This window comes from Candidatus Methylospira mobilis, from assembly GCF_009498235.1.
Lineage (GTDB): Bacteria > Pseudomonadota > Gammaproteobacteria > Methylococcales > Methylococcaceae > Methylospira > Methylospira mobilis.
Genome location: NZ_CP044205.1, coordinates 83431 through 100409 on the forward strand (window position 1 = coordinate 83431; position 16979 = coordinate 100409).

Sequence of the window (16979 nt, forward strand, 5' to 3'; positions counted from 1 at the left end):
GGCGTCACCATTGGGGGTGGCGACACCGGCATCACGAACAATCGGGATCTGGGGGCATTTTACAGGCAAGTTCGATTCGCGCAGTATGATCTTAAATGCCGCCAGAGACCGGCTCCTCATCTGATGAGGCTCAAATTACCGGTCTCGTTTCGCACGGCACCTATGTTTCGGGCATCGCTGTGGCACCGGGAATCAGCAATACGCGCAGCGTCGACATCATCACGAACATAAAGGTGGGCATGAGTGGCGCCGACGGTACTAAAAGGACATTTGTTTCAGAGGGTGAACCTGATTAACAATAAGAAATAGCCATTGCGAAGCCAAGGTTAATGATGGAAGATAATCAGAAACCCCCTAAATGCCGTACCCCCGTATTGAAAAAATAACGAATGGTATGAAAATTGATTTTTTGAGCCACTCCGCCAAGCCGGTTCCGGAAACTATCGTGACTTATCTATATGAAGTTACAGGGAATTAGAATAAAAATTCGTTGCTTCAATGGCTTACTGCGTACATGAAAAATAGCCCGAAGAATCAAAGCATCTGTCCGAATAAACAAATACGGGTCGTATGTATTTTTGTATTATGCTAGTAAAACTGCAGGTTCGCTATGTTTGTATTCAACATTGGCTAGCAGTCTGTTGGTGGTTATAGTAATCTGACGCAACGGGCACCCACTAAGGTAAAAATTATATGCAACACCTGCTTTCTCCAAAAATGATATTGCCGGTGCGGGGTTGTGATCATGGTATCTGCAATAATCCGCCGGGTTTGTCTGGCCAGTTTTCCATCGTACCGTAAATACGAATGTCTAAATCTATAATCTGAAAATGAACTCAATACACTGTTGAATGTCTGAATTTATAACCTGGAGAGGAACCCAACACACTGTGGATGCAACATGTTAAGCTATAATCAATGTTGTTTAATATGTGTTAATCGCTGGAAATAATGCGCCTTGTTAGACAAGGTTTAGAGTAAAAAACTGTTTTTCAATTACTTTTATTTAGGATTAATTATGGCAATTCAAGATGAAATTCCAAAATCCAGATTAACATTGCGTTATAAGACGGAAATTAACGGTCAGCCGGAAGATATTACATTGCCGTTAAGACTGATGGTTACCGGTGACTTTTCGCAAGGAACGTCAATAGACAGGAAGCTGGATCTGGAGGAAAGAAGAATCAGGAATCTTGACGGGACCAATACGGATGCGGTCATGAAAGACATGGGTATGAAGCTTTCCTTCGCGGTGGAAAACAAAATCGATCCGGAGCGGGAAGAAGATCTGCAGGTGAATATCCCGGTAGATTCAATGAAGTCGTTTTCGCCGGATCGAATTGCCGAGCATGTACCCAAGCTGAAAGGATTGCTGACCTTGAAACGGCTGGTGGAGGAGACGTTGTCCAGTGTGGACAACCGTAAGGAATTGCGGAAGTTGCTGGACGAGTTGATGAGTAAACCGGAGGATCTGGACAAGATTCTTGCTGAGTTAAAAGGCTTCGAAAGCTTCAAGCTGCCTTCGGTAGGCGCCTTGCCCAAGCAAGACTGAGCTGCGCGGTAATTGAGCGTATATCTATTGTATTAAGATCAAGTATTGAGAGTACAAACAATGAGTGAAGAAGCAACGGCAACAGCAACAGAAGCAGCTCTGGATTTCAAGCGTTTCCTGTCGAGCATGAAGCTTAATCCGGATGTATCCGAACCGGTACCCATGGTTTCCAACAACCTGGAAACCGTTACAGAAAATATCCGGGATGAAGATCGTTTTATTTCTGGCATGGCTGCGGTATTAATGAATATTGACGCCGGTTCCGGGAAATTCGATAAAGGCGAAATACAAAAGCTACTCAGTCATATCGATGAATTGGTGAATGCCCAAATCAATCAAATAATCCATCATGATAAATTCAAACGGATGGAGTCGGATTGGCGCTCGTTGAACGATTTGATTCTCAACACCAATTTCAAAGCCGATATCATGATCGACATACTTGATGTCGGAAAAGATGAATTATACGACGATTTCGATTCCAATGCTGTCGATATAACCGGCAGCGCCTTGTTCAAGAAAGCCTATATAGCCGAGTATGACCAGTACGGCGGAAAACCTTACGGCAGTATTATCGGTTTTTATGAATTTGAACATACGCCGCGAGACGAATTCTGGCTGAAAATTATGGGTAAAGTCGCTGCGGCCAGCCATGCGCCTTTTGTCAGTTCTGTTTCACCGAAGTTTTTTGGTTGCGACACGATTGATGAGCTTGCGGCGATCAAGGATCTGGAGGGGCTGATGAATCACCCTCGCTACGGCTCATGGAATGCTTTGCGCGAGTCTGAAGTTGCCGCATATATCGGCTTAACGCTGCCGCGTTATATTCTGCGTCAACCCTATGATCCCGATACCAACCCGTGTGCAACAATAAATTTCAAGGAAGAAGTCAGAGGAGACAATAACGCCGACTATTTATGGGGTAGCGCAGCGGCGCTTTTCACCCAGAACATGGTTAGGTCTTTTGCCGGTTCGGGGTGGTGCCAGTATTTGAGGGGACCCAAAGGAGGCGGTTTGGTGACGGGGTTGCCCGTGCATACGTTCAATATACGCGGTGAAGAAGAAATTAAAATTCCGGTGGAAATGGCTATCCCAGATTACAGGGAGCTGGATTTCGCCAACGCCGGTTTTATGCCCTTGATTTATAGAAAAGGTACTGCCGATGCCTGTTTCTTTAGTTGTCAGTCATTAAAGAAGGCGAAAAAATTCAAAGATCCCAAGGATTCAGAAAACGCTCAGTTGGTAACGAATCTATCGTACACCTTTTCGATTACCCGAATCGCTCATTATGTGAAATGCATTATGCGGGACAATATCGGCAGTAGCGCCGATCAGGGTTATATCTCGAAAACACTGGAAAATTGGCTGTTCCAATACGTTACTACCGTGGTAAATCCGGATGATTTAACCTTGCGTTTTTATCCGTTCAAGGCTGCGTCGGTGAGCGTGGAAGGGCGGCCAGGAATGATCGGCTGGTACGATTGCAAAATTGCCGTATTGCCGCATATCCAATTCGAGGGAATGGATGTGGAATTGCGCCTGGATGCGCGTTTATAGTTAACCGTAGTTAAATAACAGGAGTAATGAAATGGCATCTTCACAGTTTAGTTGCAGTATAACCCAGGGATTCAATTTTCAAAAAGACAGCCAGGAGCTGGTTGGCCATCTGGTCAGTATGTCTATTGGCGGAACTGCATTAACCGCCGATCTGGAATTGACAGTTCCGACTGATCAGAGCGCGTCCAAAGTCGTCGGTGTGATTGAAGACATCAGTTTTAATGGCGGCTATGCGGATCCTATCTGGATAAACGCCAACGTTAGTACGGCAAATCAGAAAGCAGTGGCTTTGCTGACACATACGTCTCTGTCGAAAACCGATGTTGTATTTCAATTTAATATTTACCAGTACGATCCGGTCAACAAGGTTTTTTACCTGGCGTTTCATAGTAATTCCACCGACTTGAACGGCTTGGTGCTTAAGCAAGGCGGAGAGCTGTCCCTGGCGATCGCCAGCGATGCGGATTCGAGAGTTGGTTCTCCGCTGAACTACGGTATGCAGATTGGCATTATGCCGCAAAGCTCCGCCCAGTCTCTAGCGTTTGCAGTGTCCAATTCCGATAAGTTCGCCAAGCAGTGGGGTGTTGCGAACGCCTGATAACGGGTTGATGCGGTCGGCAAGAAGGTATTTATTGTAACGATATCTTCTTGCGCTGCTTTCAGTATGCGGGCATAAACAATATATTAACTTACAACGCTATGAGTAACCTTCTGTCACGAGTCCGCTGGTCCATGGGGCAGGCGTTATTGCCTGGGCATTTGAGCGCGCTGGAGGAATCGGCGTTGGCGGACTCCACGTTACGATTCCGTATTCATGGTCTGCCATATTATGGTTTGGCGGCATTGCGCTGGAATGAGGCCCTGCTAAGCGAGGGTGTTTTATCGCTGGAAGCAATGACGCTGATATTGCCGTCCGGACTGTTGCTGGAGTTAAAGGGAAATGCACAAATCTCACCGCTGAATCTCAATGTGCCTGGCGCCACTTTGTTACCGGTGTATTTGCATGTGCGCGGCACTGCCGAAAATGCGGCGTGGGACGATGAACGCCCGACATTTGAGCGTGACGGAGTGACTTGCTGGATGTGGTCGCTTAAATTATCGAGCGAACAGGAAAGTCCCGATACGCTGGAAAGTTTTCGTTTGGCTGAATTTGAAAAACGGCCGGATGGTGCGTGGGCTTTAGCGTCGCGTTATATTCCGGCGCTGTTGTCCATAGGGACGGTGCCGTTTCTAAAGGCCGGACTATCGGAGTTAAGCCAGCGGCTGGACTCCTATCTCTATCAGTTGAATCAGGAAATTTCTGCAATCTATCTGTCGGGCGAAGATTTGGGCAATGCCAAGCAATGTCTTAAAAGCATAATACATCTACAGCGTTTTCTGGGTAATTTGAATGATCAAATACACATTCATCCGTATTATTTATATGAAGCGTTGAAACATTTTTATGTCGATCTATGTTTTTATCATAACAGTACGCCGCTTTTTGCAACCGCAGCCTACCGTCATGAACAGCTTTCAGAAGTATTTCAGCATGTATTTGAACCATTGACCGAGGAATTGACCATATCCAAAAGCCGCTCTCCTTATGTACCGTTAAATACCGTCGACGGCATAGTGCAAGCCAATCTACCGGGTTCTATCAGAGAGGCGGAAGAGGTTTATCTGCTGGTGCAAAAGAAAAAGATCACCGAATCGGTCGATATTAGCCGTTTAAAAATCGCAGCCGTTTCGCGTATTCCAGTCGTTCATAAATTCTATTTGCAGGGAATTGGGCATAGACGCCTTGATCGGCCTCCATTTCAGCATTCTTTCGGTGCGGAAGTCGATATATATCAATTAAGCGGCGGAGAGGAGTGGGATCATGCCCTTAAGGAGTTGACAATCGGATTTTACGAAAGCCCCGAACTGTCTGATGAAAAATTTTTTCTTTACTGGCGCGCGCACTGATGTCGCTGCTGAACATACTGAGCGCATATGATGAGAAGGACGATACCGATGATATCGGCGATATCATTGATAATCTGAATAATATTCTCAACAGCAAACAGGGCTATAGTTATTTTTTGCAAAATTTCGGCATACCCGACTATAACCATATCAGTTCCCGGGAGATTATCGCCCAGGCAGTCATTCACGATGTACGAGAAAACATAGAAAACTTCGAGCCGCGAGTTAAGTTGCTGGATATAGTCGAACTCAATGACGATGCTTTATTTCGTTTGTCCTTCCGTATTGATTGCGTGGTCAGGAAAAATGCCCGATCGTTAAGTATGTATCTTGATCCGTTACAGGAACGTTATCACGTGAGTTCAATATGAAATTCGTTGACGACTTATCAATTGCGCTGACGCTGAATATCAACGGGAAGGCGTTTACTGTACCCGGAGGCAGCGTCAAACTCCTGGAGCTGGACCTGCATAGCTGGGGGTTTTCCGGGCAAATCGGGTTTGTAATTTCATCCGAGCATTCCCAGGATACGTTATTGACTCCGATCACTGCAAATGACTTGATTGAGATAACGCTTGTAATCGGCGTTTATATCAAATCGTCGGACGCCAAAAGCAACACGCTTAAGCTCAGCGGATTGGTTACGACCAGGCAGATATCGGAACAGACGCTTTCCAATGTGTTGCCTACGCAGGATTTAATGCTTTATCGTTATTACAGTCTGACCTTTGCCGATCCGGCTGCCGTATTGTGGAAGCAGCATTACCCATGCGATCTTTACACTGATGCTACGTTGCAAACGCTTATCAGCGCCCATGTCAGTACGAAAATCAATATTAAATATGATTGGGATGTGTTGGAAACCGAACACGCCGTTTTATCGCTGCCTTTAGGGGCATCAGACAATACCGCCAGTTTTTACGATTATCTGATCTGGTTGGTTGACAGTCAAAATGGCGTTTTCACCTATAGCGCGAGCGCCAACACTTATACCTTGAGTGCGTCAAAAACCTCATCGTCGAAAACTCAAGCGCTTGATTCGCTGGAAGTGCTCGGATACCGGGTTGAGCTCCCGCAAGTAGCCCGCTTTCAACCCAATGTATTAAATGCCTATGCGGAGGACGCGCAGAGCAGCTCGGTGGAAAACAAGCAGACAGCCAAACCCATGCGTCATGATTTCATTGCACGCTATCCGATTGCAGCTGATATGCAAGCGCGCGTCACGCTGGAAACCGCCCGCTTTAAGCAGCGCCTGCACGAAGTACACGTCGAATATAAAAAATTTCCATTGATGATATCCCTTCCCGGCGAATCGGTTAAATTCGAAGGGAGCGGCTGGAGTTCATCGTTGTACGTAAAGGGTAAAAGTTATCGTGTCAGGGACTGGTCATTGCGCGCATATTCGATAGACGAGAATATGACGGCCGAACTCGACATGCCTTACAGCCGTTACGAGATGGAACATGAAATAAAACTGGAGTGCGGCAGCGAGTTGTGGGTCGATCTGCCGAAGTATGCTGCGCCGGTTTACCCATTTTTTGTGGAAGGCAAAGTGGTCAGCGAACAGGGAGAAGATGAGGAAACTACTTACGAGTTTTATCAGGATGAAGATACTTCGGAAACTTATTATCAGGTGAGTATTCCGTTATGGGAATCGAAGAAAGTTCGCGCCGCCTTTGAGCCGAATTTGTTGAGCGGCCAATTTTATTTTCCCTATTACAAAAATGCACGGGTGCTGATCGGTTTGGGTTTCGATTCCGCGCATATTGCCGGCTTTCTCGACTGGAGCAGCGGTACTGCCCAGACTATGGATTCGCAAGGCAATCAACTGGTGATGGGAAAATCGACAACCAATCAAACGATTCTTAAACATAGCTATGTCGATAGCAAGCCGGAGCTGCAAATTCAGCGCACGATGGACAAGGACAAGGAATTAATCAAGTTCTCGGAAGGTTATATTTTGCTGCGGACACAGCAAGAAGAGGAAGAGGGCTGACGATGGCTTTGGTTTGCAAGATCGAGTTGTGCCAGACGGCGGGCATCACCTTGACGGTCGAAAATCAGGACGATGAAATTACCCAGACGGCAACGTTTGACGGCACCACCATTACCCTGACTTGCAAAGGCAAGGAAACAACAAGCTATATCGCGCAAACCAGCGATGCCATCACTATCAGCTGTCAAACTTTTACTGTCGAAGCCGATACCATTACCTGTAAATCGACCAAGGATACCAGTCATCAGGCTGAAGGTACTTTTACCATTGACAGCACCGGTGATGCGAAGGTTAATACATCAGCGAATATGACCATCTCCGCCAGCACCACGTTGAGCATGAGCGCTGCCGATATTTCTGCAACGGCGCAGGACAGCGCCAGTCTGACCGCCTCCACCACAACGGTCAATGGCGATTCGAAAACCAGCATCACCGGTAATGAACTGGCTTTGACAGCACAATCGACCGCGAGCATGGAAGGGGCCATGGTCAATATTTCGGCGCAATCGACCATGGATATTGAAGGATCGACAACCACGTTGACCGGCAAAATTACCAATATCGAAGGCAATCTGATCAAACTGGGATGAGATGATGAATAGCGACGATAAGCTGTACCGGACATTTATCGAAGAGCTGCACGCGCTGAAGGAGTTCCGTTTGACGTACGCGCTTGATCACCCTGCTTCCGATCTGGATTTGGACGATCCCGCCGTCAAGCGCATCATTGAGGTGCTGGCTTTTTTCGGAGCGCGAACCGAAACGGCCACTTTGCGCTATAACGCCGCCAACCGGCTGCGTCTATACCAGCAATTTTTTCCCTATTTACTCTCCCCTTTACCGGCAATGGCTATCGTTCAGGCAAAACCCACCGGTCGTCTTACCGAGGTGCTGGAATTTCCTCAGGATACCGAATTCGCGCTGCAGCCCGAAAAAGGCGGGCTGGCTTTTTTTCGCAGCATGCGGCAATTGAGAGTGCTGCCGTTCGGTATCGAAGCGGTTAAACTGGAGATGCTGCCGGCTGCCGGCTGCCGGTTGTTGCTGATGTTTCAAGCAGATTATCCGTTAAACGAACATCCTGGCCGCCTGAGCTTGTATATCAACTACCTGAACGATTTTGTCAGTTCGCTCAAGGTGTTCCATTACCTTAAGAGGACGTTGCGCAATACGCGCGTTCAGTTTGGCGGCTATGATCCCGAGTGTGCGGGCATGGAATGCCATTCTGACTTCGATGCGTCCGGCGACGGAATAGAAACGGATGAATGGCGGCATCCACTGGAAGTCGAACGTGATTATTTTCATTTCCCGCAACAGGCGCTTTATCTTCATCTGGAATTGCCGCCTGCGCCCCGAAATTGGAAGAAATTTACAGTGGCGTTGGAGTGCAGCGAACTTTGGCCGCGCAAATATCAGCCGAACAAGGACTTGTTCCAGCTTTTTACCGTGCCATTGAGTAATAGCAGGCGTGGTTTTTCCGAACCGGTCTTGTGCGATGGAACCCAGGAGCGTTATTCAATTCGTCATCCTCATCCTGAATCCGGATTCAAATTACAAAAAGTACTCGGCGTTTACGAAATCACCGAAAAGGGCATGCTCCCGCTTCGTCCCGGCCTACTCGCCGGCGGCAATGGTTCCTACGAAATCGAACAGGACACCATGCAGGCGGATGGCGGCAGCCTGTTTCGGCTGCTGCCGCATTTCCCCGAAGCATTCGAGCAGCCCCGAACTTTGGCGGTAGAGGCGCTCTGGCTGCAACCCTGGTTTGATCGACAGAGCAAAAACAGCTATACGCTGAAAACCTTGCATCGGCAAACCGTCGGGGTGAAATGGGAGTTGACCGATAACGCCGAAACTCACGTGGAAAACCAGCAAATAAACAGCAGCACCGGGTTCTTGCATCTATTGACGCTTATGCACAAAACCTGCCTCAGCGGTCAAGACGTCCGCGATCTTCTTCAGGCCATGGGGAGCGTTTCATCGGGCCGTTTTCGAGGCGTGCTGGAAAATTTAAACGGCGTGAGATTGGAAGAGATGGCGCTAGGCAGGGAACAACACTATATGACAAAGCAGACATACTATCTTAAATTCAAAACAGAAATGGATGATAGTCTGGAGCTTACTGAAACCTTTGCGGAACATCTGAATCGCATGCTTGATTTGTGGATACCGGATGCCGTTGTGGACGTCTTAATTGAAAAGGCTGACGAGCCGTCCGAATTTCTTGAGAGTTAATGTCCATGACGCAGAATGTTTGGGAAGAAATAACCGGCATCAACGATTTGCTCGTCTCACTACGCGAGCAGGTCGCGGCCGATAGCGTCGATTTAGTAGCGCTGAGAAGCGGTCTGCGCTCGCACCTGGAGAGATTGCGCGCAATTGTTACCGAGCAATATTCCGAGCGCGACGCATATTTTGTCCTGTTTCCGCTGACGGCGCATTGCGACGAAACCATTAAATCCTTGTTGCTGGAGATGGAACACCTGCAATGGCCGCCGTTGCAGCAAGATCTCTACCAGATTAACGATGCAGGAGATATTTTTTACGAGTTGCTGGATCAGCTGTTAAGCAAGCCTGATACGCCGCAACTGATTTTCGCAATTTACTTTTTTTGCCTGAATGATGGTTTTCGCGGCCGCTATGGTGAAAGCGGGGAAAAGATAGCTTCCTATATCAACAGGCTGCGGGAGCATATTCGCCTGGCTCCGATCGACGCGCCTCCGCCGCCTGCCGCCCCGGATACCGCTGATTCGCCGCTGAAAATCCCGGCCTACGCATTTTATGGGGCGGCGGTATTTCTGCTTGCCGTCGTTTATTGGCTGCTCGTACAAATGGCCGATTCCTGGTATCCGATAAATTAATCAGATGCGTACCGTACCCCCCCGGCTGGATGAAATATTTGCGCCCGACAAACTTCGCGCGAACTGGAGCCAGTCGGCTGCGCCTGTCGCTGATACGCCGGTATCGAATCCATTAAGCAGGAATATTCACAGTCAATATCTTGAGGTGAAGCGCCTGATTGCCGAAAACTTCGAAAATGCATCGATCTTATCGGCGATGCTTGAGCAAATATCGCAGCAAATCGATCGCCTTTATTCATTGGACAGTGCTTTGCCGTGCCTGGCGGACGAAGATGCGGATGGCCGTAAAAATCTGATCATGATGCTCGAAACGCTGGAAGAGTCCGTTTGGGCTTTGGAAGTCGCTAATCGTGGCAAGACGCGATGACAATGACGATCCCTGAACAACGAATCGCGCAAGACATCAGACGGTTCGATCCGATATCCCTGCTGCAGGTGCTGGTCTACCATGGCTACTCGCTGGATGACATCCTGTTCATAAGCAATGACAGCACATGTTCCCAGTCAAGGCTGATCAACTCCATAAAGTTTCGCCGTAACCAGAAAAAAGCCGTAATTACCCTGAATTTAGGACTTCTGGGGGGACAAAGCCTGCTACCCAGTTATTTTTTCAAGCAGGTGGATTACGGCAAAATCGAGGCGCGCAAATTCGCGGAATTCTTCGGATACTTTGACGACCGGTTGTTGCGCCGTTTTTTATTCGCCGTTTATCCTGAATTCGACGCAGCCCACTATGAGCGGGGGCGCGAGCCTCCGAGAAACAACGAGATTTTCACGCTCAAGTTGAATAATCCCTTTGTTTTGCATTGGCTGCTGCAACTGGTTTGCCCGGAACTACAGGTACGCGTGGAAAAGGCCGTATTAGAGCGCCGCGTCGAATTAGGCGCGATTATTCTGGGAGAAGCGCGGTTGGGTTATGAAAGCGTATTCGGGAAAAAACTGGCGCAGACGGTGCCGGGGCTCCGGATTACCTTGATTGCCGATGAAGAAAACTGTAATGCCGGCAAGCCATGGCCAAAGGAAATCGATAGCCGTTTGCAAAAATTGATATTTCCGCTGCTGCGCGCCGTAGGGATTGATCTGGAAATCTGGCTGGTCATCCGCACGAAAGTCGGCTGGCTTCGCCTGGCGCAGGGCGCTCATTTGGGCTATGAAAATATCCGAAGCGATAAACCGCGGTTTCGCCGTATTCGCATATTTGCCGGACGATTATTCGATTGGTGACGAAAGGAGATGTAATGCAAATTGACATGTTACTCGGCGACTTGCGCATCGCCGAAGCCCCCGGACTTGATACTACCGATCCCCGGTTTGATGAAATCGCCACTTTGGCGCAAAACGGAGATTATGCCGCTGCGGCGCATGCCAGCGAAGCGATTATAGCAGAGGAAATCTACGATATCAGGCTCATCTGTTACTTGCTTTACGGCTATTGGCTGGAACAGGGCGTAGCAAGCCTGGGACCGGTTGTTACTTGTCTGCACAATGTTGTAGCGAATAATTGGGATGCGATCGGACCCGCCCGCAATAGAGAAAAAAACGTACAGCTCAGCTTGACCTGGATGTTTCGGTCGCTGATGAGAAAGGCGCAATACGAAGAAGACAATGATACGCCGGTATGGCACGGCTGGCAGAACGAGGTATCCGTCGACGAAATAACCGCTATTTTGGAGACAGGGAGCGAGTTTAGCCGGGGTATCAAACTACGGATGGAAGACGGCGCCGGTCCTGTGCTGGATCTGTGGAGCAAGGTTGTCGAGTGGCTGGGGCAACTGCAGCGGCTTGTTTACAAGCAGCCGGAGCCTGAACCATCGTCGGGAGCCGACGAAGCAGAAATGGATGAGATGACGGAGGAAAATGAGGAAGCGCCGAGCGCCGGATCGAACCAGCGCGCTTCAAAAGGCCAGTTCGCCGGTATGGAAATAGAAGGTTCCTATCACATGACGATGTTATTGAAAAAGCTGACGGCATTCGAGCAGTTGTCCAGAGAACAAAACTTTTTCAAGGCGGCCCTGGTTGCCGACGAAATCAACCAGGCGATAGCGGATTTCGATCCTCGTTTATATTTCCCGAAGGTGTTTGAGGAATTCATTAAATTGCAAGCAGTTAATTTTTCGGAACTGGCCGATTACATGGAGCACAAAGAAAGTCCGGAATGGCAAGCCATGCAGGATTGGCTTCGGGTCGATATAGACGGCTTTGCAAATTAATACGGTGGGTGGGTTGCCATGAGTTTTTTAGTCACTGGAAACGCCGTTCTCAAATGCACGTTCGGCGCCGCATCGGCCATTTATATGGTGGCGCCGACGAACAAGGTGCAAGTGGACGCTTATGCCGCAAATATCACAAACCAGACAACGTTGCTTAATATTCCTTCGTTCGGTCTGTGCCGCAGCCCGGCAAATCCGGTTGTGGCCGCTGCGACCGCGGCCGCGCTGGGCGTTCTGACGCCGATGCCGTGCGTTCCCGCTACCGTAGCGCCCTGGACGCCCGGCGTCTCCACGGTATTAATCGGCAATCTGGCCGCGCTGGACAATAAAAGTAAGCTGACGTGCTGTTGGGGCGGTTGTATCAGTATTAAATCAGCCGGTCAGAGCAAGGTCAGTTTCGCATGATGATGTGTCCATGTGCCGGGAGGTCGGGGCATGCCGGGAGCAACCCTTGATATGACGCCAACATACGATTTCGATTTCCCGTCGATTGAACAGGCCTTGTGGCGAGGAACGCCGGAGGCGGTTATGGATTTGGGATGGCTGGAACAAAGCCGGCTCGATAGTGAGGCCTTTTGGAAAGCATTACATGCTTACTGGGCCTGCCGCCAGGCGGGTCTATCGAAAAGCATGCCTTTCAAAAGTTACGACTTTTACCACGACCTGCTCGCGCGCCAAAAGGAGCGGGCCGGATTGGCGTTGATCTGGCTGGACGGGGGGGCCTGGCGCGAGTATTCCGTTGCCGAGCTGATGCTGGCAGCGGACAGACTTGCCGCAACCTGGGAAAACGCAGGCGCCGGCGCCGGAGAGACGGTTGCGATTCTGCATCAACGGCTGCAGGAATGGCTGCCCGCCTTACTGGCTGGGTTGCGGCTTGGCATGGTGGTATCGCTATTGCCGCAGCAAGGTTCCGGATTTTTAATGCGAAGACTGCAAAAGCTGGAGCCGCAATGGATTGCGGCTGAACCGCTATGTTTCCACCAGCTCCCGGAACGGTGGCGTGCCCTGATGTTGCCGGCGGCCGGCGGCGGATATTCCCAGCCGGCCGGGCTCCCTTATCGCTACCCGGCATCCGCCACGGTTGCGCTCTGTTTTGACCCCACCAGCCCTACGCCGGATATACCGCGCGCAGTGGATGCCGATACGCTGTATTTGGGCGCGTTGCGGGATGGGGTTTTAGCCTTGGGCGTCAGACCGGGGCAATTCTGCGCAGCTCCCGGCTGGCATATTCTGGAAAGCCAGCCATCGCTGGTTCTGGCGGCTTTAATGAGCGGAGGCGGATGGGTCGATATCGAGCTTGCCGACCTGAAAAAAATGCCTGGTCGTCTGTTCGAACAACCGATTGACATATTGGGCATTTGCCGGGAATTGCGCGACCTGCTGGCGGCGGCGCAGTTGCCATCCGCCGAGAGGCGCTGGCGTCACTGGTTTCGTAGCCCGTCCGAATCCAACGACCTGTTTTTATGGCAGGACCTTGTCGCCCGCCTGCGCATGGAAAAAGCCTATTCCGGTAACGCGATCTGGAATGCCGCATCGGGGGGGGCGATTGTTTTTTCAGCGCGATGCCGGGGAACGCCTCATTACGGCGTTATCCCAGCCGCAGGCGTCGACTGGCGACTGGGCGCGATCGCCGCCCCGGAATTGCCCAGCGTGACCGGAAACGGATGTTTGACTTTCGGGAAAGAAATCGAGGGTGAAACGGTTTGGGCGCCTACGCCTCATATTCTTTCGCCTTTTCGCGGCGGGTGGCAATATCTCGGCTTCTTCCCTTCGGGCAGGTCCGGCCGTACCTATCCTTTCGAGGAGGTCATGGAGGCATTGAACGGGCTGGCGCCCTATATGGCGCTGATTGAAGCGCCGGACGTGAGCGGCGAAGGAGACATCCGCTATGCGCTGCTGATTTTTGGCTCAGGAAAAACCGAGGCGGAACTTCGCGCCGTTATCCAAAAGGAAATGGGCTGCGAATTTATGCCGGATGTTTTCGAGTTTTTGCCGTTAGTTCCCAAACTCGACGAGCAAGGCAAGGCTGATCAGGACTGGTGCAGGTATCACTACTTGAGCGGAGAGCTTTATAGACGCCAGCGCAAGCCGTTATACCGCGGATTTTCGGAGCTAAAGCAAACGATATTGACAGGGCGTCACATTGAGCGATTCGAAAATTAAATACAAAATCTTACGAGAATAACTGGGAGCATTCAATGATCATCGAAAAATTCAATCTCAAAGCGCAAGAAGCCATTGAGCGCGCCTGCCGGCTGGCGGTGGAAAAAGACCATGGCTTCGTAACTCCCTGGCATCTTTTGTTCGCGCTGGCTGAACAGAAAAACGCTATTGGACGACGCTATCTCGAGCAGGCAAAAATTGATTTGACTCAGTTGGGCGTCAAACTGGACTCGCAGCTGCTTGTTCTGCCCAAGGCATTGAAAAACAACCAGCAAACGCCCATCAATCGCGAACTCGAACGTCTGTTCATCCTTGCGGAACAGGCATCGGCGCGTCTTGCGGAAAAATATATCGGCATTAACCACATATTGCTGGCGATGTGGGAGCTGGAGGATGTTGCCGCGGTATTGAGCGAAGCAGGCGGCAACAAAGAAACAAGCCGCAGTCAGCTGGAACAGAAAGCGCCGGGCGGCTACAGTAAAACAGACGCAGACTCGGGGGAATTCGAATACCTGCACAAATACGCCAGAGATTTAACCGAAATGGCGCGGCAGGGCGAGCTTGATCCGGTGATAGGCCGGAATGAAGAAATCAGTCTGGCGATACAGGTGCTCTGTCGAAGAATAAAAAACAATCCGATCATCATCGGCGAGCCGGGCGTCGGTAAAACCGCGATAGTCGAAGGGCTGGCGCAACGCATAATCGCCGGCGACGTACCGAAGGATCTGCAGGGTTGTTCCGTGCTGGCCGTCGATATGGGCTTATTAATTGCTGGCGCGAAATACCGCGGAGAATTCGAAGAACGTTTCAAACGGCTGATACAGGAAATAACCGACGCGGGCAACATTCTCACTTTTATCGACGAAATCCATACCCTGGTAGGCGCCGGTAAGGCGGAAGGGTCCATGGACGCCGCCAATCTCCTTAAACCGGCGCTGGCGCGAGGCGAACTTCGTTGCGTCGGCGCAACGACGATAGAGGAATATCGCAAGTATTTCGAAAAGGACACCGCGCTGATCCGCCGCTTCCAGGTTGTCAAGGTGGAGGAGCAGGACGACGAGGGTACGATGCTGATTCTGAGAGGGATCAAGGAAAAATACGAAATGCATCACGGCGTGCATATTTCCGAAGCGGCTTTGAGCGCGGCGATCCGGCTTTCGCGCCGTTACATCGCCGATCGTTTCCTGCCGGACAAGGCGATCGATCTTATCGATCAGACCGCCGCCACCGTGCGTATCGGCTTGTCGGCGAAGCCGCCGGCATTGGAGGAGCTCGACCGCCGGCTGGTCGCCCTGGAAATCGAACTCCAGTCCCTGGCGCACGAAGCCGCCGAAGCGCGTAAACAGCAGCTCCAGATCGAAGTGGCCGAACTGCGTGCGCAGAGCGTGGCAATGACCGAACGCTGGGAGCGCGAAAAGCGCGCGGTAACCGAAGTTCAAAACGCGCGCAAAGCGCTGGAAAGCGCTCGCCGGGAAATGGAGCAGAAAATTCGCGAGGAAGACTTTGTAAGCGTGGCCGAGCTGCAGCATAAAATCATACCGCAGGCGGAAAAAGTCCTCGCCGAATATGCCGACCTCGACACATCGCCGGAAGGCGGCGCGGTAAAAAATTCGATAAACGAGGAAGACGTTGCTGCTACCGTCGCTCGTCTGACAGGGATACCGGTTTCGAAGATGCTGGATTCCGAGCAGCAGCGTTTGCTGAACCTGGAGAGCCATTTACGCGAGCGGGTGGTTGGGCAGGAAGAGGCCGTCGCCGCGGTATCCAAGGCAATACGCCGCGCGCGAACCCAGATCCAGGATGCAAACCGGCCGTTGGGTTCTTTCCTGATGCTGGGGCCGACCGGGGTGGGAAAAACAGAGTTGGCGAAAACGCTGGCACAGTTTCTGTTTAACGACGAGGCGGCCATGGTGCGCATCGACATGAGCGAATTCATGGAAAAACACTCCATCGCCCGCCTCACCGGAGCGCCTCCGGGTTATGTCGGATACGAGGAAGGCGGCGTGCTGACCAACCAGTTGCGCAGTAAGCCTTACACGGTAGTTCTGTTCGACGAGGTTGAAAAGGCGCATCAGGACGTGTTTAACCTTTTCCTGCAGGTGCTGGATGAAGGGCGGCTGACTGACAGTCAAGGGCAGCAGGTCAATTTTTCCAACGCCTTGATTCTGCTGACATCCAACCTGGGCGCCGAACATATCGAACCGGTTGAAACCGAAGAGGAACATCGCGCCATGCAATCGCTGATCATGGAAAGCGTGCGCGGGCACTTCCGCCCGGAATTCCTCAACCGTCTCGACGATATCCTGATTTTCCGTCAACTCACGCTGGAAACGATGCGTCCTATCGCAGATATTCAATTGAACCGCCTGATCAAGCGTTTGTCGGAGCGCGACATCCGGCTTGAAATCAGCGACGAGGCGGCGGCATCACTGGCGCGTTGGGGATTCAACCCGCTTTACGGCGCGCGCCCGTTAAAACGCGTCATTCAATCCAGGCTGCAGGACCCGCTGGCGGAACTGCTGTTAAGCGGCGCGATCACCGACGGTCAGCGGGTGAGCGTCGCCGTAGCCGACGATGAGCTGACGTTCCACACCGACGCGCAGGCGGGCGGCGGCGCGAAATCCGATCCGGCGCAAAGCGGCGGCCCGAGCATGCTTTGATGGGGCAGGGGCGGTACTAATGATGGGAGTGGCTCG

Annotated in this window: 16 protein-coding genes; all 16 read left to right on the top strand. The window is 50.9% G+C overall.

The window, feature by feature from the left end; translation table 11 throughout:
• The first annotated feature begins 95 nt into the window (after nucleotides 1-95).
• The 16 genes from F6R98_RS00345 (at nucleotide 96) to F6R98_RS00420 (ending at nucleotide 16943) form a co-directional block, all read left to right on the top strand.
• Nucleotides 96-296: a hypothetical protein gene (locus tag F6R98_RS00345; RefSeq protein ID WP_153247228.1), complete on the top strand. Its 201-nt coding sequence runs from the start codon at nucleotides 96-98 to the stop codon at nucleotides 294-296.
• Between the two features lie 722 nt (nucleotides 297-1018).
• Nucleotides 1019-1552 (top strand): type VI secretion system contractile sheath small subunit, encoded by a 534-nt coding sequence (gene tssB / locus F6R98_RS00350; protein ID WP_153247229.1) that lies wholly within the window; start codon nucleotides 1019-1021, stop codon nucleotides 1550-1552.
• Between the two features lie 60 nt (nucleotides 1553-1612).
• The gene (tssC, locus tag F6R98_RS00355) at nucleotides 1613-3109 is read left to right on the top strand and encodes a type VI secretion system contractile sheath large subunit (protein ID WP_194270067.1); all 1497 of its coding nucleotides are present in this window, start codon (nucleotides 1613-1615) and stop codon (nucleotides 3107-3109) included.
• A gap of 31 nt (nucleotides 3110-3140) precedes the next feature.
• Nucleotides 3141-3707: a hypothetical protein gene (locus F6R98_RS00360; RefSeq protein WP_153247230.1), complete on the top strand. Its 567-nt coding sequence runs from the start codon at nucleotides 3141-3143 to the stop codon at nucleotides 3705-3707.
• 101 nt (nucleotides 3708-3808) lie between these two features.
• Nucleotides 3809-5056, top strand: a complete 1248-nt coding sequence (gene tssK, locus F6R98_RS00365; protein ID WP_153247231.1) for a type VI secretion system baseplate subunit TssK — start codon at nucleotides 3809-3811, stop codon at nucleotides 5054-5056.
• A complete protein-coding gene (locus tag F6R98_RS00370) occupies nucleotides 5056-5427 on the top strand; it encodes a GPW/gp25 family protein (protein WP_153247232.1) in 372 nt (123 codons plus the stop codon). Before tssK ends, F6R98_RS00370 begins: the two co-directional genes overlap by 1 nt.
• Nucleotides 5424-7052, top strand: a complete 1629-nt coding sequence (locus F6R98_RS00375; protein WP_153247233.1) for a hypothetical protein — start codon at nucleotides 5424-5426, stop codon at nucleotides 7050-7052. Before F6R98_RS00370 ends, F6R98_RS00375 begins: the two co-directional genes overlap by 4 nt.
• Nucleotides 7053-7054: 2 nt before the next feature.
• Nucleotides 7055-7642, top strand: coding sequence for a hypothetical protein (locus tag F6R98_RS00380; RefSeq protein ID WP_153247234.1), 588 nt, complete (start codon nucleotides 7055-7057; stop codon nucleotides 7640-7642).
• A gap of 4 nt (nucleotides 7643-7646) precedes the next feature.
• Nucleotides 7647-9284: a type VI secretion system baseplate subunit TssF gene (locus F6R98_RS00385; protein ID WP_194270068.1), complete on the top strand. Its 1638-nt coding sequence runs from the start codon at nucleotides 7647-7649 to the stop codon at nucleotides 9282-9284.
• 5 nt (nucleotides 9285-9289) lie between these two features.
• Entirely contained in the window at nucleotides 9290-9910 is a 621-nt protein-coding gene (locus F6R98_RS00390) for a DotU family type IV/VI secretion system protein (protein WP_194270069.1), read from the top strand.
• Nucleotides 9911-9914: 4 nt separating this feature from the next.
• Nucleotides 9915-10277: a hypothetical protein gene (locus F6R98_RS00395; protein ID WP_153247237.1), complete on the top strand. Its 363-nt coding sequence runs from the start codon at nucleotides 9915-9917 to the stop codon at nucleotides 10275-10277.
• A gap of 2 nt (nucleotides 10278-10279) precedes the next feature.
• The gene (locus F6R98_RS00400; RefSeq protein ID WP_153247238.1) at nucleotides 10280-11134 is read left to right on the top strand and encodes a hypothetical protein; all 855 of its coding nucleotides are present in this window, start codon (nucleotides 10280-10282) and stop codon (nucleotides 11132-11134) included.
• Between the two features lie 14 nt (nucleotides 11135-11148).
• Nucleotides 11149-12120 carry a type VI secretion system protein IglI family protein gene (locus F6R98_RS00405; protein WP_153247239.1) on the top strand — a complete coding sequence of 324 codons (972 nt, stop codon included), beginning with the start codon at nucleotides 11149-11151 and terminating at the stop codon, nucleotides 12118-12120.
• Between the two features lie 18 nt (nucleotides 12121-12138).
• Entirely contained in the window at nucleotides 12139-12525 is a 387-nt protein-coding gene (locus F6R98_RS00410) for a DUF4280 domain-containing protein (protein ID WP_153247240.1), read from the top strand.
• Between the two features lie 30 nt (nucleotides 12526-12555).
• Complete coding sequence (locus F6R98_RS00415) at nucleotides 12556-14283, top strand: AMP-binding protein (RefSeq protein ID WP_153247241.1); 1728 nt, start codon at nucleotides 12556-12558, stop codon at nucleotides 14281-14283.
• Between the two features lie 35 nt (nucleotides 14284-14318).
• The gene (locus F6R98_RS00420) at nucleotides 14319-16943 is read left to right on the top strand and encodes an ATP-dependent Clp protease ATP-binding subunit (protein ID WP_153247242.1); all 2625 of its coding nucleotides are present in this window, start codon (nucleotides 14319-14321) and stop codon (nucleotides 16941-16943) included.
• The last annotated feature ends 36 nt before the right edge of the window (nucleotides 16944-16979 follow it).

Bases quoted from the DNA above. Each gene is read 5' to 3' on its own strand.
- F6R98_RS00345 (WP_153247228.1), top strand. From the start codon at position 96: ATGCCGCCAGAGACCGGCTCCTCATCTGATGAGGCTCAAATTACCGGT.
- tssB (WP_153247229.1), top strand. From the start codon at position 1,019: ATGGCAATTCAAGATGAAATTCCAAAATCCAGATTAACATTGCGTTAT.
- tssC (WP_194270067.1), top strand. From the start codon at position 1,613: ATGAGTGAAGAAGCAACGGCAACAGCAACAGAAGCAGCTCTGGATTTC.
- F6R98_RS00360 (WP_153247230.1), top strand. From the start codon at position 3,141: ATGGCATCTTCACAGTTTAGTTGCAGTATAACCCAGGGATTCAATTTT.
- tssK (WP_153247231.1), top strand. From the start codon at position 3,809: ATGAGTAACCTTCTGTCACGAGTCCGCTGGTCCATGGGGCAGGCGTTA.
- F6R98_RS00370 (WP_153247232.1), top strand. From the start codon at position 5,056: ATGTCGCTGCTGAACATACTGAGCGCATATGATGAGAAGGACGATACC.
- F6R98_RS00375 (WP_153247233.1), top strand. From the start codon at position 5,424: ATGAAATTCGTTGACGACTTATCAATTGCGCTGACGCTGAATATCAAC.
- F6R98_RS00380 (WP_153247234.1), top strand. From the start codon at position 7,055: ATGGCTTTGGTTTGCAAGATCGAGTTGTGCCAGACGGCGGGCATCACC.
- F6R98_RS00385 (WP_194270068.1), top strand. From the start codon at position 7,647: ATGAATAGCGACGATAAGCTGTACCGGACATTTATCGAAGAGCTGCAC.
- F6R98_RS00390 (WP_194270069.1), top strand. From the start codon at position 9,290: ATGACGCAGAATGTTTGGGAAGAAATAACCGGCATCAACGATTTGCTC.
- F6R98_RS00395 (WP_153247237.1), top strand. From the start codon at position 9,915: ATGCGTACCGTACCCCCCCGGCTGGATGAAATATTTGCGCCCGACAAA.
- F6R98_RS00400 (WP_153247238.1), top strand. From the start codon at position 10,280: ATGACGATCCCTGAACAACGAATCGCGCAAGACATCAGACGGTTCGAT.
- F6R98_RS00405 (WP_153247239.1), top strand. From the start codon at position 11,149: ATGCAAATTGACATGTTACTCGGCGACTTGCGCATCGCCGAAGCCCCC.
- F6R98_RS00410 (WP_153247240.1), top strand. From the start codon at position 12,139: ATGAGTTTTTTAGTCACTGGAAACGCCGTTCTCAAATGCACGTTCGGC.
- F6R98_RS00415 (WP_153247241.1), top strand. From the start codon at position 12,556: ATGCCGGGAGCAACCCTTGATATGACGCCAACATACGATTTCGATTTC.
- F6R98_RS00420 (WP_153247242.1), top strand. From the start codon at position 14,319: ATGATCATCGAAAAATTCAATCTCAAAGCGCAAGAAGCCATTGAGCGC.